This window comes from Helicobacter sp. (assembly GCF_014799995.1).
Classification (GTDB): domain Bacteria; phylum Campylobacterota; class Campylobacteria; order Campylobacterales; family Helicobacteraceae; genus Helicobacter_D.
Genome location: NZ_JAAVGY010000043.1, coordinates 12,588 through 37,420, shown reverse-complemented (window position 1 = coordinate 37,420; position 24,833 = coordinate 12,588). Strand labels below are relative to the sequence as shown.

Below are 24,833 nucleotides of genomic sequence, written 5' to 3'. Positions count from 1 at the left end.
CACCACAAATTCAAAAAGGAGTCCTTATGGAAAAAGGCAGACGTGAGTTTTTGAAAACCGCCACAAAATCTGTGGCTTTTACGGCAAGTGCGGGCGTTGTGTTCGCAGGCTGTGGCAAAAAAGGAAGTAGTGAAAATCTCGTGCGCGGCAAATCGCCTAAACTTGAGATTCTCTATCGCCCAACACAACAATGGAATCTTTATTATTCCGTTGCACATTGAGAGAAAGGAGGTAGGATATGAGCGAAACAATTAAAAGACGCAATAGCAGACGTGCGTTTTTGAAAATGACAGCACTTGGAAGCTTAGTCGGCGCGAGTGCAGTGCTTGGCGACACGCAAAAAACAATGCGTCAAGCTTCAAGCCAAGAGCTTAAAGAACGTTATCCCAAATCGCAAAAAATCAAGACGATTTGCACCCATTGTTCTGTGGGTTGTGGAATCATTGCTGAAGTTGTCGATGATGTTTGGGTGCGTCAAGAAGTCGCGCAAGATCACCCGATTTCTCAAGGTGGGCATTGCTGCAAGGGTGCAGATTTAATTGATAGAGCACGGAGTGAAACGCGATTGCGTTACCCTGTGGAAAAACAAAATGGTAAATGGCAACGCGTGAGTTGGGAAGATTCAATGGGCAAAATTGCCGATAAATTGGGCAAAATCCGCGAGGAATATGGTCCTGATGCAGTGATGTTCATTGGGAGTGCAAAGTGCTCTAATGAGCAAGCTTATTATATCCGCAAATTTACAGCATTCTTTGGCACAAACAATCTTGACCATTGTAATCGCGTGTGTCATAGCCCAACGGTTGCGGGTGTGGCAAATACATTTGGGTATGGTGGTATGACAAATCACCTTGGTGATATGATGTTTTCTAAATATATCCTGATTATCGGGGCGAATCCAGCGGTAAATCACCCTGTTTCTATGGTGCATATTTTGCGTTCCAAAGAAAAGGGTTGCAAACTTGTTTGCGTAGATCCTAGATTCACCAAAACCGCAGCGAAATGCGATGAGTTTCATCGAATCCGCAGCGGGACAGATATTGCCTTTGCGTATGGAATGCTCAATCATATCATTGCTAAAAAGCTCTATGACGAGGAATATTTGCGTGATAGAGTCGATGGTTATGAAGAGATTATCGCAGAGGCAAAGAAATTTCCGCCAGAAGTTGTAGCAGACATTACAGGAGTTCCAGCAGATGCGATTCGTCATATTGCTGAAGAAATGGCGGCGGCAAAACCAGCGTGCTTGATATGGAATCAGGGGCTTACCCAACACACTGTGGGAACGAGCAATACACGCATTATGCCGATTCTACAAATGTTCTTAGGAAACATTGGTAAAAATGGTGGTGGTGTGAATATCTTGCGTGGGCACGACAATGTGCAAGGAAGTTCAGATATGAGCGCAAATCCCGATATTTTACCCGGATATTATCCTTTGACAGAAAAGAATTGGCGTTATTTTGCACGACATTGGAAAGTGGATTATGATTGGCTAAAATCTCGCTTCAAAAACCAGCAAATGATGGAAAAAACAGGTTATGCTATTTCCACATGGAAATTTGGTGCAATTGACTCTGAAAATGCTGCAAACAATGGTGATACAATGATTAAGGCACTTGTAGTGATTGGCACAGGTATGACAACTTCATCGCTTTTGCATTTACACCAACAAGCCCTTAATCAAATGGAACTCATTGTTTTCATTGACCCGTATGTGAATGACTTTGCTGTCTATACTGACAAGCCTGATGGCGTGTTCTGCTTGCCTGCTGCTTCTCAAATGGAGACAAGTGGTAGCCTTGCAGCGACAAACCGCAGTTATCAATGGCGTTCGCAAGTGATGAAACCTTTCTTTGAATGTCGTCCTGATGAGGAGATTCTATTTGATTTTGCGAATCGGCTCGGATTCTTGAAAGAATACCAACAAAGCCTCTATGATATTGCAAAATCCAAAGGTAGAGATAACTTCATTTGGCCTGATGATGCAACCACAGAGCTAACACAAAGCATTCGCACGATTGGTTTGCAAGGTATGAGCCCCGAACGATTGAAAGCCCACCAAGAAAATTGGCATTTGTTTGACAAAGTTACACTTGAGGGCACAGGTCCATTTGAGGGTGAATACTATGGCTTGCCTTGGCCTTGTTGGAGCGACAAACACCCCGGAACACCCGTTTTGTATAATGATGAAATTCCCGTTATGAGAGGTGGAATGGGATTCCGCACGAATTGGGGCGCAACAAGCCAAGCCACAGGTAAAAGTATGCTTTCTCCTCACCGTTTGCCTGATTCTAAGATTAGTGGGCATTTGCCTGTTACAGCAGAAAATGCTGAATCTTTAGGAATCCAACTCACTGAAGCCGAGAGAGAATTGGCAAAAGATAATTCTTATCCTTATGGATATGGCACAAATATTTTGGTAGAAAAGGCGTTAGAGGCAGGATTATGCCCTTATGGTAATGGTAAAGCAAGAGCGGTTAGCTGGAATTGGTATGATAAGATTCCACTACACCGTGAGCCTTTGCATTCTGTGCGTGGGGACTTGGTGGATAAATATCCAAGTTTCCCGGATAAAAAAGACCATTTCAGGGCAAATATCAAATACCGCAGTCGCCAAAAAGAAAAAGATTGGGTTAAAGAGTATCCTATCAATATGCTAAGTGGGCGAATGGTTGCACATATGGGAACAGGTGCAGAAACAAGAGCTGCAAAATACTTAGCAGAAGTTGAGGGCGAAATGTTTGTAGAGATTCACCCTGATAAAGCCGCAGAGATGAATATCAAAAACGGCGATATGCTTTGGGTATATGGCACAATGGATACACGAATCCTCGTGCCTGCTAAAATTTCTACACGCGTGGATTGTAATAGTATATGGTTGCCACAAAACTTTTCGGGAATGGACCAAGGCAAATCACGACTTAATCTCTATCCCGAAGGCACTGCGCCGTATGCAATTGGAGAATCAGCAAGTATGATTTCAAGCTATGGATTTGACTATAACACAGCTTGTCCAGAATCTAAATGTGGTCTCTGTCGGATTGAAAAGGCATAAAGAAAGGATAAAAAATGAGTAATACAATTCCGAGTAATCTTGAGAATTTCTCAAGAGTCAAATTTTACTGCGATACGAATCGTTGTATTGAGTGCCACGGGTGTGATGTTGCTTGTAAAGAAGCGCACCACTTGCCTGTGGGTGTCAATCGCCGAAGAGTCGTAATGCTTAATGAGGGTGTTGTTGGCAAAGAAACTGCCGTATCTATTGCTTGTATGCATTGCGCTGACGCGCCTTGCGCACAAGTTTGTCCGGTGGATTGTTTCTATATTCGTGCCGATGGAATCGTGCTACACGATAAAAAAACCTGCATTGGTTGCGGGTATTGTCTCTATGCGTGCCCCTTTGGTGCGCCACAATTCCCTAAAAATGGCGTATTTGGTTCGCGTGGAGCAATGGACAAATGCACATTCTGTGCAGGAGGTCCTGAAGAAACCAATAGCGAGGCAGAATATCATCTCTATGGACAAAACCGAATCGCTGAAGGCAAAGTGCCAATGTGTGCGAGTATGTGTAGCACTAAGGCATTGCTTGCAGGAAGCGGCGAAGAAGTTTCAAATATCATCACGCATCGTGCAACCGTTCGCGGAGAGAATATCCCTAATGCTGTGCCTAATGTGTGGAAAACGGCGTATGGTGATTAAGGGGGATTCTATGAGAAATTTTGCGAAATTCTTTAGAATCTTAATGTTAATGCTTGTGGTAGCGGGAGTTAATGTTGCTTTTGCAGCAAATCCAAGCGTTCCTAACAAGGACGGCAAGCAATATGCCGAGTTCATTGAGGGTAATAATGCTCTCATCACACCAGAGCAGCGAGCTAATCCACTTATTTATGGTGGTCCAGAAGTTGAGGCGATTAAAACTTGGGGTATTGGCTCGCCCAATTCTCAAGGGCTTGGCGAAATCTTTACGCTTTTGCAAGGACATTATTTCGCTACGATTTTTGGGATTCTTGTTATTTTAGTTCCTTTAGCCTTTTTGGGGCATTTTATGCTCATCGGGCAAAAGAAATTTAATCATGGCAAGAAGATTCGCGTGTTTTCTAGTTATAACATTGCTGTGCATTGGTGTGCCGCGATTCCCTTTGTTCTTTTGTGCCTTACAGGTTTGGTAATGGTGTTTGGCGACAAACTTGGCGGGGGAGGATTGGTACGCTTTGCGAGAGATGTGCATGGAATCGCAACGGTTGTCTTTGCAGTCTTTGGCGTCTTAATGTTTTTGATGTGGTTTAAGAGTGCTTTGCCGAAAGCCTATGATATTCAATGGTTGATGATTATGGGTGGATATTTAAGCAAAGAGAAAAAACCAATCCCTGCAGGAAAGTTTAATGCAGGGCAAAAAATGTGGTTTTGGGTCTGCACTCTTGGCGGATTTGCGATGGTAATTTCAGGTGCATTTATGTTTTTCCAATTCAGCGATATTGACACTTTGAGAATGATGGCATTAGCGCATAATTGTATTGGATTCTTGGTCGTTGCACTGCTTATTACCCATATTTATATGGCTGTCTTTGCGATTGAGGGAGCTTTGCATTCTATCCTTGATGGACATATGGGTGAAGAAGAAATTGCGATTTTGCATAGTTATTATTACAAAGAATTAAATGCAGCATAATGGAATCCTATTATAAAGCATTAAAAATTGAGAAAATCTCTCCCAATGGATTTGGGGGGGAGTCTCTCAATTTCGTTGAAGATTGTGTTATAGCAGAGGAACGCATTGCGTTTTACCTTAATGGCAAGAAGTTACTTTCAGTTATGAGTATCCCACAAGAGCAGGATTGCCATATTGTTGGGTTTTTGATAAGTGAGGGTGTGATTAATGATATTTCACAGATTCGGCATTTAGAGATTGCTAAAGACGGAAAATCTGTCGCAATAGAGGCAGAAATTATTGAGGAAAATCTGCATAATCTCTTTCGCGAAAAAACGCTTACTTCTGGTTGTTGTGTAGGAGTGGCTGGAAATTTAGAGGGACACATTATAGAGAAATTTGTGGAATCGGATAGAAAGATTTCTTGTAGTGAGATTTTCTCGCATTTGCGATGTTTTGAGAAGCCAAGTGAATGGTTTGAGAAAACAGGCTGTGTGCATAAGGCGATGTTGTTGTTGAGAGATTCTTCATTGATTTGCGAGGATATTGGACGACATAATGCGATTGATAAAGTAATGGGAAAGGCGCGTTTGCAAGGATTGGATACACGTGATGCGGTGCTTTATGTGAGTGGGAGATTATCGCTTGAAATGGTGATTAAAGCGGTAATGCATAATATTCCCATTGTCATTTCTAAGGCGGCGGCAACTTTTATGGGTGTCAAGGCTGCACAGGAGACAGGAGTAACGCTTGTAGGCTTTGCGCGTGGGAATAAGGCAAATGTCTATACGCATAGCGGGAGAATTGTAGAATAAAGATTCTATAAATTTGACTGATTCAAAGGCTTATGAAAAACGAATCGGAATCTCTGGATTTGGTAACCAAGTGGGGGAATCTAAATCTTTTAGAATCCCTTGTTCTATTTTTTGGTTTGCATTGAAGCCTAAATCCTTTAAATGTTTGCGGTTAATGTAGCTCACCTCTACGGAGGTGCTGAAAAATAAGCCTTTAGAATAAAAGATTTTGCCGTGATTATTGAAGTGCAAGTGAATAGGGCAAAAGTGCTGATTTAAAGTTTTAAGTTGTGTGATTCTTTGGTGGAATCCCTCTCTTTCCTCTGGATTGCAGCCGTGAAATTCAAAAATCACTTGTGCAAAATTCTGTGCGAGAGATTCTATCTTGATTCCCTCTAGCATTTCCCATTCTGCATTTTCAATATCAATTTGCAGGATATTTGCTTGTGTGGAATCTAGCTGATTATCCTTAATGAGTGTATCTAGTGTAATGGTGGAATCGCTATCGTGTGCCGCAATGAATTTTTTGTGAAAAGTAATGTTTGGATGCGTGTAGGGTGAATGTGCAATGCTTCCATCGTATTCTATGACTTCATAGCCAAGCTCTGCCATCTCCAAATCCCAAGGAGAGTAGTCTGATACACCTAGCGAAATGGCTTTAGCGAGGACTTTATTCTGCCCCCCCCCCCATTTTTAAGAGAGAACGACACATAACATATCCTCCGTCATTTTCTCCACCGATTCTAACAAGTGTATCACGGTGGCATTTAAGAGGACGTAGAATCTCTAAATATTCTTTGATTCTTGTATAGACTTGTGTGTTGTGATTAATTCGGAGATAGTTTCTGTCTCTATCTTGCAATAAAAGCAAGAGGGTTTGTTTGTCTTTTTTATTTATTTTTGCATTGGTAATGATTTGAGACATTAAAATTTGATTTTGAAGCAAGTTGTTTTGTTTCATTTGTAAAGCAAGAAAATCTAAAGATTCTTTTAATGAAGTGAGATTTTGTGATACCATATTATTGTCTTTATAAAGTTAAGAATGGTGCGGAAAAGAGGACTTGAACCTCCATGCCTTGCGGCGCTAGATCCTAAGTCTAGTGCGTCTGCCAGTTTCGCCATTTCCGCAATAAAAATAGAGCGAAATTTTACTAAAATATTCTTAATATAACTTTACAATCTTTTTTGGAGATTCTTTAAGGCTTTGAAGTTTAATGTGTTTTTAGGAAACTGCATACTAATGCAATGCAGGCTGCCGTGTTGTCTTATTAAAACCGAACAATCTATTGGGATAATTTTATGTTTTGGGCAAGCCTTTTGCAGAATCTTTATTGCCAATGCGTCATTGGAATCTTGATAAATGGGGAGCAAAATTGTTTTGTTTAAAAATAAAAAATTTGCATAAGTAGCGGGCAAACGCTCGTTATCATAATATTTTGCGCCAACAAAAGGTAATGCAACTAATTTGAAAGGATTGCCTTTTAAGTCTCGCAGACTTTTTAATTCTTGCTTCATTTTTAAAAGTGCGGGGTAATGCGTATCGTTTTCGTCCTTACAATCCACATAAACAATCGTCTGTTTATCCACGAAACGCGCAAGGGTGTCAATATGACTATCTGTATCATCTCCGCTTAAATAGCCACTTGTGAGCCATAGAATCTTTTGAATCCCTAAGGACTTTTTAAGCTCTTTTTCAAGTTGTTTTTGAGAATAAAATGGATTACGATTTCCCTCTAGCAAGCATTGTGTATTGGTGAGTAGGATTCCTGCTCCATTGCTTTCAATGCTTCCGCCCTCCAAAATTAATTTTTCAGTTTTAATGGTTTGGAAGATTTTAAGTTTGGCGAGTTGGCGTGTGATTTTGTTATCAAAATTAGAAGCAAACTTTAATCCCCAACCATTAAATCCAAAGTCAAGCACGATATTTTTGTCATTTTTGGCAATGGTAATGCCTCCAAAGTCGCGCGCCCAAGTGTCATTACTAGGAATCTCTATGTAGTATAAATTTGCCAATAGCTTAGGATTCCAATGTTTTTGGCTGAAATAATTTTCCACATAATCTTTGGTAGATTTTTTGTTTTCACATACAAGCAGGCAGGATTCCACTTGCAAAATTGCAAAAATAATTTCGCAATAAGTGGAACGAACTTCGTCTAAATAAGGTTTCCAATCGGAATTTTTATGGGGGAATGATAGCAAGATTCCATCTTGTTTTTCCCATTCTGCAAAAAATTTTTTCATTTCCTATACTCTTTTTTAAAAAAATGACGATATTATTACATATCTTAAATTTTTGTCAAGGAGGACAAGATGGCAATTAATTCAGTAAATTCTAAAAGTAGTTTTGAGTATGCGCAAGATTTGCAAAGCGCAATGAGTTCTAATCCGCTTAAACAAGATGAGACTTCTGCGGAAGATAGAAACAAAAGCATTCAAGAAGCAGCGTCAAAAGTTGATGCAAAATCTTTAATGATGAGTTATATTGTGCAATTCCAAATGAACATTACGATTTCAAGTGATACAAACTTCTCTTCACAAAATGGACTCTTTGGAATGGGTACAAGTGCAATGAACGACCCATTCAAACTTAATAATATCCTTAATGGCTTGGATTTAAGCTCTATCGGTTATGATGGCAAGCCCATTCAGCAATTAACTCAAGATGAAGCAAAAGCACTGATTGCAGAAGACGGATTCTTTGGTGTTGCAAAAACTTCTGATAGAATCGCAGATTTTGTTTTAGCAGGCGCGGGAGATGATATTGAAAAACTCAAAGCAGGTAGAGAGGGAATCATCAGAGGATACAATCAAGCAGAGAGGTCTTGGGGAGGTAATTTGCCAGACATTAGCAAAGAAACATTGGAAAAAGCATTAGAAAAGGTAGATAAAAAACTAGCAAGTTTGGGCGTCAATGTCCTAGATGAGAACGCATAAAAGCGTGAAAGAATCTTTGGACGGGCTTATTTTAAGCATTGAGAGTAGTTGTGATGATAGTTCTATCGCACTTACTCAAATAGATTCCAAGCATCTAATCTTTCATCAGAAAATCTCTCAAGAGAAGCAACATACCGCCTTTGGCGGTGTCGTGCCAGAGCTCGCAAGCCGATTACACGCAGAAGCATTACCGCATATCCTAGAAAAGGTCAAACCTTACTTCAAAGACTTAAAAGCCATTGCTGTTACCACAGAGCCGGGTTTAAACATTACTTTATTGGAGGGTTTAATGATGGCAAAATCTCTTTGTTTTGCATTAAATCTCCCGTTGATTGGCGTTAATCATCTCAAAGGACATTTGTATTCTCTATTTTTGGAATGCGATGCTTGTTTTCCTTTGGGTGTGCTTTTGGTTTCGGGAGGGCATACAATGCTGCTTGAAGCACATTCCTTTCATCAAATTGAAATCAAGGCACGAAGTTTAGATGATAGCTTTGGCGAAAGCTTTGATAAAGTAGCTAAAATGCTCTCTTTGGGCTATCCCGGAGGTCCAATCGTGGAATCTTATGCGCAGAAAGGCTTATGCGATTCTTTTGTTTTTCCTATTCCCTTGCGTGATAAGCGACAATATGCGTTTAGCTTTTCTGGACTAAAGAATGCAGTGAGAATGCAAATAGAAAAAGAAAAGGAATCGCAAGGAATCTTAAGCGAGGAATTTAAAGTAAATTTATGTGCAAGCTTTCAGGATTCGGCTATCACGCATTTGGTGCAAAAATGCAAAATATTTTTTGCACAAAATTCCATTAGCTCTAACCAATGGAAGTATTTCGGAATCGTTGGTGGGGCAAGTGCAAATCTAGCATTACGAGAGAGAATCGCAAAAATATGTGAGAATTATGGTGTTACATTATTACTCTCTCCACTTGAATTTTGTTCTGATAATGCAGCAATGATTGGACGCGTAGCAATAGAATCTTATCAGCGCAAGGAATTTGATTCCATTAATTCTTTGCAAACGCGTCCAAGAATTGAAACATTTTAATCTAAAATTTAGTTTCGTTATTTAATAATAAACACTCAATTTACAAAAATATTTTTTAAGGAAACAAAATGGTAACTTTCAAAGGTAGCGCAGTAACACTTGCGGGTAAAGAAGTTAAAATTGGCGATAAAGCTCCAAAGGTAGATTTAGTCGCAGGGGATTTGAGCGTTAAAAGTGTAGGAGGTGCAAGTGGCAAATATCAAATCATTAATGTTGTGCCTTCCCTAGATACAGGAGTTTGTGCGACACAAACACGCAAATTTAATGAAAAAGCCGCAGATATTCCCAATACACAAGTTTTTGTCGTCTCTCTTGACCTTCCTTTCGCACAAGGTAGATTTTGCTCTACGGAGGGAATTGAAAATGTAACTGCCTTGAGTGATTTTAGACACAAAGACTTCGGCGATTCTTATGGCGTAGTTTTGGCGGGTTCTCCGTTAGAGGGTTTATTGACGCGTGCGGTTTTTGTCGTCAATCCTGAAGGTGAGATTGTCCATAAAGAAATCGTGAGCGAAATTACAAGTGAGCCAAATTATGAAGCAGCACTAAAAGCTGTCAAATAATTTAATAGGGCGTCAAAGTGCTGCTGTATTTGCACGGATTTCGTAGTGTGGGACTATGTTATAAAGGCAAGCAAATAGCGGCTTTTGCCCCTAATGCACTCACTCCAAATCTCCCTTATGTGCCTACTTTGGCAATTAGCCTTATAGAATCGTTAATCTTGAAACATTCTCAAGCGCATAAGATTTGCCTTGTGGGTAGTTCGCTTGGCGGTTATTACGCGACATTTTTAGCTCAAAAATACAATCTAAAAGCTGTTTTGATTAATCCAGTAATTGACGCTTATAGGACTTTGTTGCCAGCAATTGGGCGAATCTATGTTCCCTATAATCAAAGCTCATTTTTTTGGAGTTTAGATTTAGTAGAGAGTCTTAAGCAATATTTTGTGGATTCTATTATGCCAGAGCTTTACTGCGTGCTTTTGCAGAGTGGCGACCAAGTGTTGGATTACAGAATCGCAGCGCAGAAATTTAAAGATTCTAAACTTATCATTGAAGAGGGTGGCTCGCATCACTTTGATAATTTCATCTCTCAAAAAGACACCATTTTAAAATGGGCAGAAGAGATTTGATTATAAATTACAGATAATCCCAATTAAACTTTCATATTTTAATCCTCATATGTTGCGTGTAAGAATGATTGTTTGCTATCAATTAAAATAGATGATTATAAAATGATAATCAATTTTAATATTGCTTTAACTTTCTAAAAGCTAAAATTTGAAGCATAATTTATAAAGATTCAAGTGGGAGCTTAAAATGACAATCAACGCGCTTAAAGATGGAGAATACGGTATTATTACGCATTTGGGAGTTGATGAGCAATTGCGCGATAGATTCTTTAGCTTTGGAATCTCGAAAGCAAAACAAATCAAAAAACTTGAGACTTCTTTGGGTGGTTCTACCATTCTTGTTGAGCTTGATAGAAATTGCATTGTCTTGCGTGCCGATGAAGCGAATGCAATTGAAGTTAAAAGAGTGCTGGGGTAAAGATGAGCGCAAGGTCAAAACTAATCCGAATCGCCCTCATAGGGCAGCCTAATGTCGGTAAAAGTTTGTTGATTAATGCGCTTTGCCACTCTGCGATGAAAGTCGGAAATTTCCCGGGTGTAACGGTCGAAAAAGCCGAAGCGAGCACGACACACAAGGGCTATACACTCCAAATCATCGATTTGCCCGGGACATATTCGCTCTATGGGTATTCTGACGAAGAGAAAATCACCAAAAATTTTGTGGAATCCAATGATTATGACTTAATCGTAAATGTCGCAGATTCGACAAATTTGGAACGCAATCTGCTCTTGAGCGCACAACTGCTCGAAATGCAAAAAAAGATGATTTTGGCACTCAATATGAGCGATGAGGCGCAAAAAGAGGGGATAAAGATTAACGAAAGAGTTTTGAGTGAATTGCTCGGGATTCCAAGCGTGCGCGTGTCTGCACACACAAAAGAGAACTTGGAACTCTTGCTCGATAGCATTATTACAATACACGAAACAGGGCAAAGCACAAATAAGCGCATTTATAGCAATGCGATTGAAACGGAGATTTTGCATTTAGAAGAATTTATCGAGAGTAAAAAAGACGCGAGTATCGAATCGCTCCAACTAAGCGCGCGCCAAATTGCTATTTTGTTGCTCAAACAAGACGAGAAGACATTTGCGATTCTGCACGAAAAGCCTATTTGGCTAGAACTATCGCAAAAATTGCAAGAATCTTTGAACAATCTCTATACGATTTATGACACGCCCTCTAACAAAGAGATTTTCTTGGACGATTTAAACGCATTTGTGCAGGGACTGATTACCGAGACAATCGATTATGAAACAAAAAAAGCACGTAACTATACCCACACGATTGATAAGATTCTCATCAACAAATACGCGGGGATTCCGATATTCTTGTTTTTCATGTGGGCATTGTTTCAGCTCACCTTTACGCTCGGCGCATTGCCTATGGATATGATTGAAGCTTTCTTTGGTTGGCTTGGCGATTTGGTCAAAGACAATGTGCCAAACGAGGCTCTTTCGTCTTTGCTTGCTGATGGAATCCTCGGCGGCGTTGGCGCAGTGATTTTGTTTTTGCCCAATATCGTGATTTTATTCTTTGGAATCGCATTACTAGAAACAACGGGCTATATGTCTCGTGTCGCGTTTTTATTGGACGGATTCTTTCATAAATTTGGCTTGCATGGCAAGAGTTTTATCCCTCTTGTAACAGGTTTTGGCTGCTCTGTGCCCGCATTCATGGCGACAAGGACATTAAAAAGCCGCAAGGATAGATTACTCACGCTTTTTATCATCAATTTTATGAGCTGCGGGGCGCGATTGCCTGTCTATGTGCTATTTGTTGGCGCATTTTTTCCTGCGCAACTCGCCGGGAATTGGTTGTTTGGAATCTATATCTTGGGCGCATTGCTTGGGCTTGTTATGGCAAAGATTCTGCGTCTAACTGCATTTAGGGGCGCAGATGAACCCTTTGTCATGGAAATGCCAAAATATCGTATGCCCAATTGGCGATTGGTCTGGTTTGCTATTTATACAAAGGCAAAGATGTATCTTAAAAAGGCAGGGACTTTTATCTTGGCAGCTTCTATCTTGATTTGGTTTGCGAGCTCGTATCCAATCCAAGACGAAACGAGGGCGATTTATGAAAACAAGATTGAACAAACACATGATGACGAAGCAAAAGAAAAACTTACATTTGCGCTCGAAGAATCGCTGATTGAAAATAGCTATCTCGGAATGACGGGCAAGCTGATTGAGCCCATCTTTGCACCACTTGGATTTGATTGGCGCATGAGCGTGGCACTCTTGAGCGGATTAGCCGCAAAAGAGGTCGTGATTTCGACAATGGGCGTGCTCTATTCGCTCGGTAGCGACATTGATGAGGAGAGCGAGACGCTCATGGAGATTATTAAAAACGCGATTCCATTGCAAACTGCCGTTGCGTTTATTCTTTTTATCATGATTTACAATCCCTGCCTTGCCGCAACGGTGGTTTTTGGCAAAGAAGCGGGCGGATTGAAATATATTGCCTTTTTGTTTCTCCTAACAAGCGTATGCGCCTATATTGTCGCGTTTTTTGGTTCTCTTATTGCGGGTGTGATTCTAAACTAAAAATTGCAAGAGACGTTAGCTTTGCGACAATCCATAATTGTAGCTTAAAATCTTTGCAATGGAATCACAAGCTATCGGTGAGATTCTTTACTTAGATTGCCACGCAAGCTAAAAACTTGCTTGTAATGCAAAATCTTGGGCTTATTTTTGCTTGCAACGATGTTTATTCCATTTCCAGACGTAAGAGTAGCATTGTGTTTCCTTTTGTAATGCTAACTTGATTGCTTCCACAGAGAGGGCAATGTGTGTAGTTTAATTCTTTTGGAATGCTGCTTTGATGACAAAAAGCGCAGGTGAGTTCTACTTTGGATTCTTGGATTAAAAGCTTGGATTCTTCACAGAGGCTTCCCACTTTAAATTCCTCAAACGCGCTTTTGAGTAGGGAGACATTCACTCCGCTACGTTCGCCAATGTCTAAATGAATCGCAAGGACTTTTGTCGCGTGGTTGTTGTGTGCAATTTCCTCGCAAGATTCCAACAGAGAGGAAACGATAGAAAATTCGTGCATAGTTAGCCTTATTTAAGAAAATCATTGTATTATAAGGCTTTAAAGTTTTATTTTAGCTTGATTGGATAAAATTAAATCTTTTTAATTTCACTATTTGGAGCTACGCAATGCGACATTTTTTGACTTTGGCAGATTTTAGCAAAGAGGAAATTTTAGAAATCTTAGCTCTTGCTAAAAGTCTTAAAAAGGAAATCAAAAGCGGAATATATAGTCAGCCGCTTGCATATAAGACTTTGGGAATGATTTTTGAAAAGAGTTCTACAAGGACGCGCATTAGCTTTGAAACAGGAATCTACCAATTAGGTGGCAACGGAATCTTTTTATCCAGCAATGATACACAATTAGGACGTGGCGAACCAATCAAAGATACCGCACGCGTGCTTTCTTCTATGGTGGATTTGGTGATGATGCGAACGCATCAGCATTCGCGTATAGAAGAGTTTGCAGAGTATTCTAGCGTGCCTGTTATTAATGGATTGAGTGATGATTTCCACCCTATGCAACTCCTTGCGGATTATTTGACAATGCAAGAATGTGAAAAAGATGAGAATCCCATAGTGGCTTATATCGGCGATGGCAATAATATGGCACATTCTTGGCTTATGCTTGCGGCTAAACTTGGTTTTACATTGCGGATTGCTTCTCCAAAAGATTATGAAGTTTCTAAAAATATTCTACAAAAGGCAGAAAGTTTTGCTAAAATTTCAGGTGCGAAGATTCTGCTAAGTGAAAACCCTCAAGAAGCAGTGGCAGGAGCTGATGTTGTAACGACTGATACTTGGGCTTCAATGGGGCAAGAAGAGCAAAAAGAAGCAAGAAAGAAAGCTTTTAAAGGCTATTGTGTGGATTGCGAATTAATGCGACTTGCGAAAAAAGACGCAATATTCTTGCATTGCTTACCAGCTTATCGTGGGCAAGAGGTTACAGAAGAAGTCTTGGAATCCAAGCAAAGCAAAATTTTTCAAGAGGCGGAGAATCGCCTACACGCACAAAAAGGAGTAATGGTTTGGCTACACCAAAACCGCTAATAAAACAAACAAATTCAGTGCAGCAGACAAACAATCTTTACGAATCTCTACAAGAAATCTTGAAAAGCGCGGAGACGCAAGTGGTGATTGAAGATTCTGCATTAGACGGAGATTTGACTTATTGTTTCAAGGATAAAAACGCACAGGAATTTTATCTTGTGTCTAAGAAAAATATGCAGCAGCTTTTAGAATCCGCCAAACAACTTGAAATAGACAAATATCTTTTTAAATTAGAGCAAGAGATTTATTATAATGTACCCATTGACTTTGAAGATGTGTGGTGCATTGCGCTAAAAGAAGCAAAAAATTACAAAAAAGAACCTAAGGCTTTGGTAAAAAATCTTAAGAAACGTTATCCTTATTTGTTTTTTGAGATTTCTAAAGTCCCTCATTCACTCTAAATTAATAAGGATTCCACAAAATGCAATCAAGCAAGATTGATTTTAAACAATTCGCTACTTATTCTAAGCCTGGTCCGCGTTATACTAGTTATCCTACTGCAATAGAATTTAATGAAAACTACACACTAGATTCGTATTTACAAGATTTAAGGGCAGATAAAAGTCCACTTTCGCTTTATGTGCATTTGCCATTTTGTCGGAGTGCTTGTTATTTTTGTGGTTGCAATGTCATCTATACAAGCAAAGAGGAAAATAAAGCGGTTTATTTGGAGTATCTTAAGAAAGAATTGAGATTATTAAAAGAAGCAATGGATACGACAAAGTCTGTTTATCAGTTGCATTTTGGCGGAGGCACACCTACTTTTTTTAATGCGCAAGAATTAGAAATCCTGATTGGCTTATTGAAGGAGACTTTTCCAAATTTTAGCAAAAATGCAGAAATTGCTTGTGAGATTGACCCTAGATTTTTTGAACAAGCACAAATGGAGGTTTTAAAGGAGGGAGGATTCAATCGTCTAAGTTTTGGAATCCAAGATTTTAATGAGAAAGTGCAAAACGCAATCCATAGAATCCAATCCTTTGAGCTCGTCAAAAAGGCGATTGACTTAGCAAGGTCGTTTGGGATTACTTCTATTAATTTTGACTTGATTTATGGCTTGCCTTATCAGAGTTTAGAGACTTTTAAGCAGACTTTAGAATCTTGTTTGCTTTTAGACCCTGACCGCCTTGCAATCTTTAATTATGCGCATGTTCCTTGGATTAAAAAAACAATGCGCAAGATTGATGAAACAACGCTCCCGCAACCCGCAGAGAAACTTAGAATCTTGGAATGGACGATTAGTTATTTGTTGCAAAAGGGTTACCAAATGATTGGAATGGACCATTTTGCAAAACCCGATGATGAGTTGTTTAAATCTATTCAAAAGGGGCAGTTGCAAAGAAACTTTCAAGGATATAGCACACAAGGTGGCACACAAACCATTGGTATTGGACTAACTTCCATTGGGGGCGGTAGTAATTATTATGCGCAAAACTATAAGGACTTGCCGCAATATCAAAACGCATTAGATAATCACCGCTTGCCCTTTGTTAAAGGGATTCAATTAAACTTTGATGATAAGCTTAGAAAAGCAGTGATTATGCAATTAATGAGCAATTTTAAATTGGATTTTAATGCAATTAATCAACAATTTCAGATTGATTTCAAGGAATATTTTAAGGACGCATTAGAGGAATTGAAGCCTTTAAGTGAAGTGGGATTGGTAATGATAGATGAGCAAGGAATCAAAGTCAGTCAGACAGGCGCATTAATGATTCGTAATATTGCAATGCCATTTGATGCCTATTTAAAGAAATTTAATACAAATCAAAAGGTGTTTAGCAAGACGATTTGAGAGGTAATAATATGGCACATTTTGAAAATTATGATTATCTAAAGACGAGTAATGCGTGTGTCAAGTGTGGTAAATGTTTGCCTGATTGCACAATTTTTGGTATTAATGGAGATGAAGCGACTTCTCCGCGTGGATTTATTGATATTTTGGGTGCATATCAACGCAATGAGATTCCCCTAGATAAGAATGCTAAAGAAATTTTTGAAACTTGTTTTTTATGCACCACTTGCGTAAGTGTTTGCCCTAATTCTTTGCCAACAGACACTTTAATTGAAAATATCCGCTATGAAATTGCCCAAAAATATGGAATTGCTTGGTTTAAACGCGCCTTTTTTTATCTCTTAAAACATAGAAAAATGATGGATTTTGGATTCAAATTAGGGGCACTTTTTGTGCCTTTGCTTTACCAAAAAACAAGAGACGGTCATTCTATCAAGCCTCGTTTTACTTTGCCTCTGCTCCAAAACAGAATCTTTGGCGCAATCGCCAATCAAAGTTTTTTAAACTCTTATCCAGAGGAAATTAATTTCACTAAGCCAAAGGATTTGGATTCTAATTCCACACAGAATCTTGCGCAAAATCCAACGAAAGTAGTGATTTTTATTGGTTGTTTGGGGAATTATAATTATAAAAAAGTGGGCGAATCTTTGCTCGTGATTTTAGAAAAACTAGGTATCAATGCCAAGCTTGCCAAAGGGCAAAAATGCTGTGGAGCACCTGCTTATTTCACGGGTGATTTTGCGAGTGTAGATACACTGATTCGCCATAATGTAGAATACTTTGAAAGCTTCATTGATGAAGTAGATGCGATTTTAATTCCAGAAGCGACTTGTGGGGCGATGGTATTAGAGGATTGGAAGCATTTTATGGAAAAAGATTTAGAGTTAAAGTCAAGAATAGAAAAACTCTTGCCAAAAATCTCTATGGCAACAAAATATTTAGAATCTCAAACAAATTTAGTAGAATATTTGCAAGCCATACAACAAAATCGCAAAGATGAAAAGTTAAGTTTAACCTATCACGACCCTTGCCACGCAAAAAAAGTTCTTGGAATCTACAAAGAACCCCGCAGACTATTAGAACAAAACTATCGTTTAATTGAAATGGAAGAGCCTAGCTCTTGTTGTGGGTTTGGTGGTGTTACAATTCAGACGGAACGATTCGCATTAGCAAAAAAAGTAGGAAGCAAAAAAGCGAAAATGATACAAAAAACACAAGCAGATTTTGTAGCGGCAGAATGTAGTGCCTGTCGTATGCAATTAAGTAATGCCTTATATCAAGAAAAAGTAGAGATTCCATTTTTGCACCCTTTAGAGTTGATTGCCAAAGTGATTTTAGAACACAATAAATAAAAGATATTGTGATAAATCTTTATTATCTTAAATTTTTTAAGCTTAGTTTGAATATAATAAAAAGTTTTATAGTTCAAATTAAGGAATATTAATTATGATTGGAAAAAATTTATCATTAAAGGCACAGCTTTCTGTTGGATTTGGTGTTCTTTTGGCTTTCATTGTTTTAATTGCATTTACAGGCTATGTGAAAATTAGTTTCGTAGAGAAAACATTGACCGAGATTAGTGATGTTAATGCGGTGAAACAACGTTATGCAATTAACTTTCGTGGAAGTGTGCATGATAGAGCCATTGCGTTGCGTGATGTTGTAATTCTCAATGATGTGCAAGAGATTGAGAACACATTGCGTTTGATTCAGAAGTTAGAGGAATTTTATAAAGATTCCGCAGTGAAAATGGACGAAATTTTCAAAAATGAGAATATGATAGATGCGAAAGATAAAGAGATTCTAAAACGCATTAAGGGTGTGGAAGTAAAAACAATGCCTTTGATTTCTGAAATTATCAATAAAAAAGCTCAAGGGGATAGAGAAAGCGCAAACGAATTATTGATTCATCAAGCACGTGGGGCATTTGTAGAGTGGCTCAATGTGATTAATGAGTTTATTGACCATCAAGAGGATAAGAATCAAAAGCTATCTAATACTGCAAGATATGAGATTGAAAGTTATTTGAATCTAACGCTTTGGTTGTCTATTATTGCTTTTGCTGTGGCAATGTTTACAGCATTTTACATTACGCGTCTTGTGATTGCTTCTTTGGGTGGAGAGCCAAAAGAAGTTGTTAAAGTGGTATTGAGTATCGCAAATGGCAATTTGAATACTCCAATCAAAACACAATATCAAGAAAGTATGCTTGCCTCTATGGCACAAATGCAAGAAAGATTGCGGGGCATTGTTGCGGAGGTTATGAATTCTGCGCAAGAGTTGAATGAGCGGGCAAATGCGGTAACAAAAAGTTCTGAAGAATCCAAGTCCTCCTCTTATCGCCAAGTGCAAAGCTCTGGGGATTCTGTGGAACGCATTAAGCAAGTAATGAATATGGTGAATCATATTTCTAATATTGCCAAACAAACAGAGGAAAATTCTGAATACACTACAAATCTATCTGATAAATGTATGGAGGCGATGAAAACAACGGTAGAAAGTATTGAGCAAATTACACAGACCGTTACAACTTCATCGGAGCATATTCGTATGCTTGAGAAACATTCTCAAGAAATTGGTGGAAGCGCAAATCTCATCAAAGAAATCACAGACCAAACAAATTTACTTGCGCTTAATGCCGCGATTGAAGCCGCAAGGGCAGGGGAAGCGGGGCGAGGATTCGCTGTTGTTTCTGACGAAATTAGAAAGTTGGCTGAACGCACAGGGGTGGCAACTTCTGAAATTACAAGAATGATTGAAGTGATTCAAGGAGAAACACAAACCGCTGTTGAAGCAATCCAAAATGCAGTGCCTCAAGTGGAAAAAGGTATGGAACTCGCCAATGAAGCAAGTGAAATCTTAGGACAAATTAATTCCCAAGCAAGCGATTCGCTTAGTAAGGCAAAAGAAGTAACCAATGCAACTTACGAGCAAGTGCAAGATATGGAAAATTTATCCAAAGAATTAGATGAAATCTCAAGGGATTCCAAAAATACCGCAGAGTTAATGGAAAGCAATACAGAAGCGGCACAGACGCTTAAAAATATCGCTAATGTTTTGAGGAATCATATCAATCACTTTAAAATTTAAGTTTGGAATTCTAAAGGGATTCTAAAACTTTCAAAATGTATAATTCCAAAATTTTAAAGTTAAGGAATTTGTTTGCCAAAGATTGCATTGATTTTGTTGAGCGCGGGCGATAGTAGCCGATTTCAAGCGTCAGCGTCCAATCTTTTATCCAATGAAACTGCACAAGCTAAACTCCCTAGATTACCCAAAAAACAATGGTTGCGTATAGGAGAGATTCCACTCTGGTTAAAAGTTGCATTGGATTTGCGCAGAATTTATCCTTTTGTGCAATGTATTTTGAGTGCAAAATCAAATGAAAAAAAATATATGCAAAAATATTTGGAAGCATTTTCATTAGATTTTGAATTGGTGAGTGGAGGCTCTACGCGCCAAGAATCACTGAAAAATGCCCTTGAAGCCCTTGAGGATTCTGTGGAGTATGTCTTGGTAAATGATATTGCGCGTTGCAATATTCCAAAGGATTTAAGTCAAAGAATCCTAGACGAAATAGGGAATTATGATTGTGTTGTTCCTTGTTTGCAACTTAGTGATACGATTGCCTATTCTAGGGATTCAAAGCTAGAATATTTGAAGCGAGAAAATTTAAAGATTATCCAAACGCCACAATTAAGCAAGCTAAGTGCATTGAAATCTGCGCTAAAAGAGCAAAACTTTACCGATGAGAGTAGTGCAATTTATGCAAATGGTGGAAGCATTGGCTTTGTTCAAGGAGCATTAGAGGCAAAAAAGCTAACTTTCATAGAAGATATAAAAGAAATGCAGCTATCCAAGCCAAGCCCACGCACACTTATTGGCAATGGAAGTGATATTCACGCTCTAAAAAGAGGTGAGGGGATTATACTAGGTGGCGTTGTGATTCCTTGTGAGTTTCAATTCATTGCCCATAGTGATGGTGATGTGTGTTTGCACGCACTAAGTGATGCGCTTTTAGGGGCAATTTGCTTTGGGGATATTGGCGAGTGGTTTCCCGATGATAATCCAATTTATCAAGGGGCAGATTCCGCTGATTTGTTGCGTATTATTGTTAATTTCGTACGTGATGTAGGCTACAATATCCTGCAAGCAGATGTAACAATTTTTGCCCAAAAGCCTAAAATCTCTCCTTATAAAAGCGCAATGGAACGCAAGATTGCAGAGATTTTGCAAATCAATCCATTTAAGGTAAATGTCAAAGCCACCACCACAGAGAAATTAGGTTTTATTGGTAGAGGGGAGGGAGTCTTAGTGCAAGCAAGTGTGGTTTTAGAGTATTTTAATTGGGAAAATTTATTCAACTTTAAGGGGGAAATGTAATGAAAATTTTAATCGTAGAAAATGAAATTTATTTAGCGCAAAGCATTGTTTCAAAGCTTAGTCATTTTGGATTTGTTTGTGAGATGACACCCAACATTGAAGAAGCTTTGAAGTTTGAAGTTGCGGATATTATTCTGCTCTCCGCTAGTATTCCGGGTCAAAACTTTTATTCATTGATTGAAAAGTTTAAGGATTCCATTGTCATTTTAATGATACCTTATGTGAATGATGAAATGGTAACGCGTCCGCTCAAAGCCGGCGTGAGTGATTATATCGTCAAACCTTTTATGATTGATGAATTAGTCCGTAAGATAGAGCATTATACGGCTTTTCGTCAATTGCAAAAAGAAGTGGCATTTTATAGAGATTATTTTTGCGATTCTTTATTGTTGCCAACTTATACCATTAGCACAAAAGTTTCTTTTCCTCTTATTATCAAAAGTGTATCGCAGAAAGTCATTGATATGTGTGTCGTGAATTATGCGATTCATAAAAAATTTGCCATTAATTTCATTTCTCTTTATAAGAATCACAATTATAAAGACATATTTAAGAATATTTCTAAGACACAATTAACTTATATTGTAGGTTTTGAAACATTGCGCAAAGAAGAAAAAGAAGAATGTATCAAAGCATTTAAAAATATTCCTGTGATTTTATCCTGCTTGGGTGGAGACTTGAGTGATTTTAAAAATGTTTTTGAAATCAATATCAAAGAAATTGCGCAAGGATTTCAAGACGATGTTTTGAGTGTAGATGAATATATTAAAACAATGATTCTGAAGTTTGAAGACAAATATCCCGATACGGAGCTTAGCAAACGTCTAGGTATGTCGCGCAAAAGCTTATGGGAAAAACGAAAAAAATATGGAATCACAAAGAAAAAATAATTTGCCCAATTAGCGTAGGATTCTTGATGAAATCTCAATTTTTTACTACCTTTAGCGATTCCAAAGATTTTAGCAAAAAAGCTTTTTTGACATTATTCTTTAGCGGGTTAAGCCCAAAGGCTTCAGGGACTTTTGGCACATTAGTTGCTCTACCTTTTGCGTGGGCGATTAGTTATTATATTGCTTCTAGCACTTTATTGCTTCTAGCCTTGCTTATTTCTGTGGTTGCGGTTAAGATTATCAATGATTATGAAAAAGAGGGAATGCCACACGATTGTGGAGCAATTGTGATTGATGAGCTTGCGGGTGTGTGGATTAGTGTATCAATGCTTGGACATCACTGGTTAGGGCTATTGCTATCTTTTGTGCTTTTTAGGTTATTTGATATTTGGAAACCCTCCGTGATTGGCAGAATCGATAGAGAAGTTAAAGGTGGGTGGGGAGTGATGGGCGATGATTTGTTAGCAGGATTTTTTGCTGGGCTTTTGGGGCTTATTATCATTGGAATAATGCAAGAGATAGAGTTTTTAGATTTTATTTTCTACGAGGAAGCATTCAAGTAAAGAGAGATAACGGCTAAAGAATCCCTAAATAAAAGAGAAAAATCACGCCTAAAATGATTCGGTAGATTCCAAAGGGGATAAAATTAAAACGTGCAATAAAATTTAAAAACAACTTAATGGCTAAAAGAGCACTCAAAAACGCCAAGATAAAGCCAATCCCAAGCGCAAATAAATTTTCAAGAGAGATAGATTCGTAGCTTTTATAGAGGCTATAAGCACTTGCGGCAACCATAGCGGGCAAGGCGAGCAAGAAAGAAAACTCCGTAGCAACTTTGCGACTACAACCTAGTAACAAGCCTCCTATGATTGTTGCACCACTTCGTGAAGTTCCCGGAATCATTGCCAAAGCCTGAAAAAAACCAATCCAAAGTGCTTGTTTGTATGAAATCTTTTCTATCTTTTGGATAAGAGATCCCTTTTCTTTATGGGAAATTTCTAAAACAATAAACGCAATGCCGCCAGCAATTAACATAATTGCAACGGTTATGGGTGCAAAGAGTGCCTTAATATAGGAATAAAATAAAAATCCAAAAGTGCCAGCAGGCAAGAATCCTATACATAATTTTATCCATAAGTCAAAGCTGTTTTTGAATAATTTTTCCCAAAAGACAAAAAGAACTGCCAAGATAGAACCGAGTTGAATCACAACTTCAAAAGTCTTATGAAAGGTGTCTTGTGGAATCCCAAGTAATTCAGAAGCGAGAATTAAATGTCCTGTGGAGGAAATAGGTAAAAATTCCGTTAATCCCTCAACGATTCCTAAAATTGCGGCATTGAGTAAATCCATAAATCACCTTAAGAAATAGCTTGAAATGTGTAAAAATGCGCGAATTTTAGCATATTTGATAAAATTTTGCCAAATATTCGGCAAACTTCAACAATAAATCAAAAATAAAATTATAAAATGTGTGAAATTTCTTTTGGGAGTTTTTATGTTTAAAAGAATTTTGATTGCAAATCGTGGCGAAATTGCCGTTCGTATTATTCGTGCTTGTAATGATTTGAATATAGAATCTGTGGCGATTTATTCTCGTGCCGATAGAGATAGTATGCATGTCAAAATGGCTACCCATACCTATCCTATTAGTGAAGACCCACTTAAAGGCTATTTAGACCCAGATTTGATTATCCAAGCCGCCAAAGAAATGGAGGCGGAGGCAATCCACCCCGGTTATGGATTCTTGAGTGAAAATGCGGCTTTTGCCAAAAAAGTTAAGGAAGCAGGCATTGTATGGATTGGACCAGATTATGAGGTGATTGCCAAGATGGGCGATAAAAATGCCGCAAGAAATTTGATGATAGAAAATGGAATCCCTGTTGTACCGGGGACTGAACCCCTTAATGATTTGAGTTTGTATGAGATTCAAAAAATTGCGCGTAAAATCGGTTATCCTATTATTTTAAAAGCAAGCAGCGGAGGGGGAGGGCGTGGAATTCGTGTTGTGTGGGAAGAGCAAGACTTGGAGGCTTCTTTTGAGGCTTGTAAAAGAGAAGCATTGACATTTTTTAAAAATGAAGATGTGTTTATGGAGAAATACATTCAAAATCCACGACATATTGAATTTCAAATCTTAAGCGATAATTATGGCAATGTGATTCATCTGCTAGAGCGAGATTGCTCTATTCAAAGAAGACACCAAAAATTAATAGAAATAGCCCCTTGTCCTACAATGGGTATGGATTTGCGCCGCCGTATGGGAAGTGTAGCAGTCGCAGCGGCAAAAGCTGCAAAATATACCAATGCCGGGACGGTAGAATTTCTAGTAGATGACTACAATAATTTTTATTTTATGGAAATGAATACGCGGATTCAGGTAGAACACGGAGTAACAGAAGAGATTACAGGGTATGATTTGATTGGGCGTCAGATTAGAATCGCAAATGGTGAGATTTTAGACATTACACAAAGTGATGTTTCTGCACAAGGGTTTGCGATTGAGGCGCGCATTAATGCAGAAGATGTGCATAATGACTTTGTTCCCAATCCGGGTACAATCACTTCTTATTATCCGGCATTAGGACCTTTTGTACGGGTAGATAGCTATATTTATAAGGATTTTACGATTCCGCCATTTTATGATTCTATGATAGCCAAGTTGATTGTACGTGCAACGAGTTATGATTTGGCAGTGAATAAACTAAAACGCGCTTTAAATGAGTTTAAGATTCGTGGAGTCAAAACTACGATTCCTTTTCTTATGAATATATGCAATGATAAAGACTTTAGACGTGGAAACTTTGATACTTCTTATTTGGAGCAAAAAGTGCAGGATTTATTACCACAAGAGAGCAAAGACGATAGCGATTTAGTTGCAGCCATTGCGGTTGCGCTCGCAAGTGCTTTGGAGTGAGACTAAATAAATCTAGTTTTAAGTAAAATTGCATTAGAATTTGCGTTTATTTTAAATTTAAGGTTTAGTAATGAAAAGAACATACCAACCACATAATACTCCACGCAAGCGCACGCATGGTTTTAGAGTTAGAATGCAAACTAAAAATGGTCGTAAAGTCATCAATGCAAGACGCGCCAAAGGTAGAAAGAGACTCGCTGTTTAAGTGTTTTTAG

The 24,833-nt window shown here is 38.5% G+C and carries 26 protein-coding genes and 1 tRNA gene; 21 read left to right on the top strand and 6 right to left on the bottom strand.

Features of this window, described 5'->3' with window-relative positions; genetic code table 11:
* Positions 1–26 precede the first annotated feature (26 nt).
* From HDT10_RS06805 to fdhD, 5 genes are read left to right on the top strand one after another with little or no spacing between them, the layout of a single operon-like run.
* Positions 27–221, top strand: a complete 195-nt coding sequence (locus tag HDT10_RS06805) for a hypothetical protein (protein ID WP_290881519.1) — start codon at positions 27–29, stop codon at positions 219–221.
* A gap of 17 nt (positions 222–238) precedes the next feature.
* On the top strand, positions 239–3,058 hold the full coding sequence (locus tag HDT10_RS06800; RefSeq protein ID WP_290881517.1) for a molybdopterin-dependent oxidoreductase: 2,820 nt from the start codon (positions 239–241) through the stop codon (positions 3,056–3,058).
* 14 nt (positions 3,059–3,072) lie between these two features.
* Positions 3,073–3,702: a formate dehydrogenase FDH3 subunit beta gene (gene fdh3B / locus HDT10_RS06795; RefSeq protein WP_290881515.1), complete on the top strand. Its 630-nt coding sequence runs from the start codon at positions 3,073–3,075 to the stop codon at positions 3,700–3,702.
* Between the two features lie 10 nt (positions 3,703–3,712).
* Complete coding sequence (locus tag HDT10_RS06790) at positions 3,713–4,672, top strand: formate dehydrogenase subunit gamma (RefSeq protein WP_290881513.1); 960 nt, start codon at positions 3,713–3,715, stop codon at positions 4,670–4,672.
* A complete protein-coding gene (fdhD, locus tag HDT10_RS06785; protein ID WP_290881510.1) occupies positions 4,672–5,466 on the top strand; it encodes a formate dehydrogenase accessory sulfurtransferase FdhD in 795 nt (264 codons plus the stop codon). Before HDT10_RS06790 ends, fdhD begins: the two co-directional genes overlap by 1 nt.
* A gap of 30 nt (positions 5,467–5,496) precedes the next feature.
* Here the strand turns inward: fdhD and HDT10_RS06780 are convergent, their stop codons facing one another.
* The 4 genes from HDT10_RS06780 to HDT10_RS06765 form a co-directional block, all read right to left on the bottom strand.
* On the bottom strand, positions 5,497–6,057 hold the full coding sequence (locus tag HDT10_RS06780; RefSeq protein WP_290881507.1) for an FkbM family methyltransferase: 561 nt from the start codon (positions 6,055–6,057) through the stop codon (positions 5,497–5,499).
* Between the two features lie 58 nt (positions 6,058–6,115).
* Entirely contained in the window at positions 6,116–6,463 is a 348-nt protein-coding gene (locus HDT10_RS06775; RefSeq protein ID WP_290881505.1) for a hypothetical protein, read from the bottom strand.
* Positions 6,464–6,488: 25 nt separating this feature from the next.
* Positions 6,489–6,573: transfer RNA gene (locus tag HDT10_RS06770), tRNA-Leu, on the bottom strand.
* Positions 6,574–6,618: 45 nt separating this feature from the next.
* Positions 6,619–7,686: an agmatine deiminase family protein gene (locus tag HDT10_RS06765; RefSeq protein ID WP_290881503.1), complete on the bottom strand. Its 1,068-nt coding sequence runs from the start codon at positions 7,684–7,686 to the stop codon at positions 6,619–6,621.
* Positions 7,687–7,755: 69 nt separating this feature from the next.
* Here HDT10_RS06765 and HDT10_RS06760 point away from each other — a divergent pair, with 69 nt between their 5' ends.
* From HDT10_RS06760 to feoB, 6 genes are all read left to right on the top strand, one after another.
* Complete coding sequence (locus tag HDT10_RS06760) at positions 7,756–8,379, top strand: hydrogenase-4 component G (RefSeq protein WP_290881500.1); 624 nt, start codon at positions 7,756–7,758, stop codon at positions 8,377–8,379.
* Positions 8,366–9,421 (top strand): tRNA (adenosine(37)-N6)-threonylcarbamoyltransferase complex transferase subunit TsaD, encoded by a 1,056-nt coding sequence (gene tsaD / locus HDT10_RS06755; protein WP_290881498.1) that lies wholly within the window; start codon positions 8,366–8,368, stop codon positions 9,419–9,421. Before HDT10_RS06760 ends, tsaD begins: the two co-directional genes overlap by 14 nt.
* Before the next feature lie 68 nt (positions 9,422–9,489).
* Positions 9,490–9,984 (top strand): thiol peroxidase, encoded by a 495-nt coding sequence (gene tpx, locus HDT10_RS06750; protein WP_290881496.1) that lies wholly within the window; start codon positions 9,490–9,492, stop codon positions 9,982–9,984.
* Between the two features lie 17 nt (positions 9,985–10,001).
* Positions 10,002–10,553: a YqiA/YcfP family alpha/beta fold hydrolase gene (locus tag HDT10_RS06745; protein ID WP_290881494.1), complete on the top strand. Its 552-nt coding sequence runs from the start codon at positions 10,002–10,004 to the stop codon at positions 10,551–10,553.
* Between the two features lie 187 nt (positions 10,554–10,740).
* On the top strand, positions 10,741–10,971 hold the full coding sequence (locus HDT10_RS06740; RefSeq protein ID WP_290881491.1) for a FeoA domain-containing protein: 231 nt from the start codon (positions 10,741–10,743) through the stop codon (positions 10,969–10,971).
* A 2-nt stretch (positions 10,972–10,973) separates the two neighbouring features.
* Positions 10,974–13,100 carry a ferrous iron transport protein B gene (feoB, locus tag HDT10_RS06735; RefSeq protein WP_290881487.1) on the top strand — a complete coding sequence of 709 codons (2,127 nt, stop codon included), beginning with the start codon at positions 10,974–10,976 and terminating at the stop codon, positions 13,098–13,100.
* A 163-nt stretch (positions 13,101–13,263) separates the two neighbouring features.
* Here the strand turns inward: feoB and hypA are convergent, their stop codons facing one another.
* Positions 13,264–13,608, bottom strand: coding sequence for a hydrogenase/urease nickel incorporation protein HypA (hypA, locus tag HDT10_RS06730; RefSeq protein ID WP_290881485.1), 345 nt, complete (start codon positions 13,606–13,608; stop codon positions 13,264–13,266).
* 107 nt (positions 13,609–13,715) lie between these two features.
* Between hypA and argF the strand changes: the two genes are divergently transcribed.
* The 8 genes from argF to HDT10_RS06690 all read left to right on the top strand — a co-directional run bounded on the left by argF (position 13,716) and on the right by HDT10_RS06690 (position 22,267).
* Entirely contained in the window at positions 13,716–14,636 is a 921-nt protein-coding gene (argF, locus tag HDT10_RS06725) for an ornithine carbamoyltransferase (RefSeq protein WP_290881483.1), read from the top strand.
* Complete coding sequence (locus tag HDT10_RS06720; protein ID WP_290881479.1) at positions 14,615–15,037, top strand: DUF2603 domain-containing protein; 423 nt, start codon at positions 14,615–14,617, stop codon at positions 15,035–15,037. Before argF ends, HDT10_RS06720 begins: the two co-directional genes overlap by 22 nt.
* Positions 15,038–15,057: 20 nt before the next feature.
* A complete protein-coding gene (gene hemN / locus HDT10_RS06715) occupies positions 15,058–16,431 on the top strand; it encodes an oxygen-independent coproporphyrinogen III oxidase (RefSeq protein WP_290881476.1) in 1,374 nt (457 codons plus the stop codon).
* Positions 16,432–16,442: 11 nt separating this feature from the next.
* Positions 16,443–17,783, top strand: coding sequence for a (Fe-S)-binding protein (locus HDT10_RS06710; protein WP_290881474.1), 1,341 nt, complete (start codon positions 16,443–16,445; stop codon positions 17,781–17,783).
* A 94-nt stretch (positions 17,784–17,877) separates the two neighbouring features.
* Positions 17,878–19,521, top strand: coding sequence for a methyl-accepting chemotaxis protein (locus HDT10_RS06705; RefSeq protein WP_290881471.1), 1,644 nt, complete (start codon positions 17,878–17,880; stop codon positions 19,519–19,521).
* Positions 19,522–19,593: 72 nt separating this feature from the next.
* Entirely contained in the window at positions 19,594–20,814 is a 1,221-nt protein-coding gene (locus tag HDT10_RS06700; RefSeq protein ID WP_290881468.1) for a bifunctional 2-C-methyl-D-erythritol 4-phosphate cytidylyltransferase/2-C-methyl-D-erythritol 2,4-cyclodiphosphate synthase, read from the top strand.
* On the top strand, positions 20,814–21,704 hold the full coding sequence (locus HDT10_RS06695; protein WP_290881465.1) for a response regulator: 891 nt from the start codon (positions 20,814–20,816) through the stop codon (positions 21,702–21,704). The genes HDT10_RS06700 and HDT10_RS06695 overlap by 1 nt, the downstream gene beginning before the upstream one ends.
* A 26-nt stretch (positions 21,705–21,730) precedes the next feature.
* Positions 21,731–22,267, top strand: coding sequence for a phosphatidylglycerophosphatase A (locus tag HDT10_RS06690; RefSeq protein WP_290881462.1), 537 nt, complete (start codon positions 21,731–21,733; stop codon positions 22,265–22,267).
* A 13-nt stretch (positions 22,268–22,280) separates the two neighbouring features.
* Here HDT10_RS06690 and HDT10_RS06685 read toward each other — a convergent pair whose 3' ends face one another.
* Entirely contained in the window at positions 22,281–23,054 is a 774-nt protein-coding gene (locus HDT10_RS06685) for an undecaprenyl-diphosphate phosphatase (protein ID WP_290881460.1), read from the bottom strand.
* A 145-nt stretch (positions 23,055–23,199) separates the two neighbouring features.
* Here HDT10_RS06685 and HDT10_RS06680 point away from each other — a divergent pair, with 145 nt between their 5' ends.
* Both HDT10_RS06680 and rpmH read left to right on the top strand, forming a co-directional pair.
* On the top strand, positions 23,200–24,618 hold the full coding sequence (locus tag HDT10_RS06680) for an acetyl-CoA carboxylase subunit A (RefSeq protein WP_290881458.1): 1,419 nt from the start codon (positions 23,200–23,202) through the stop codon (positions 24,616–24,618).
* 70 nt (positions 24,619–24,688) lie between these two features.
* Positions 24,689–24,823, top strand: a complete 135-nt coding sequence (rpmH, locus tag HDT10_RS06675; RefSeq protein WP_005020743.1) for a 50S ribosomal protein L34 — start codon at positions 24,689–24,691, stop codon at positions 24,821–24,823.
* Positions 24,824–24,833: the final 10 nt, after the last annotated feature.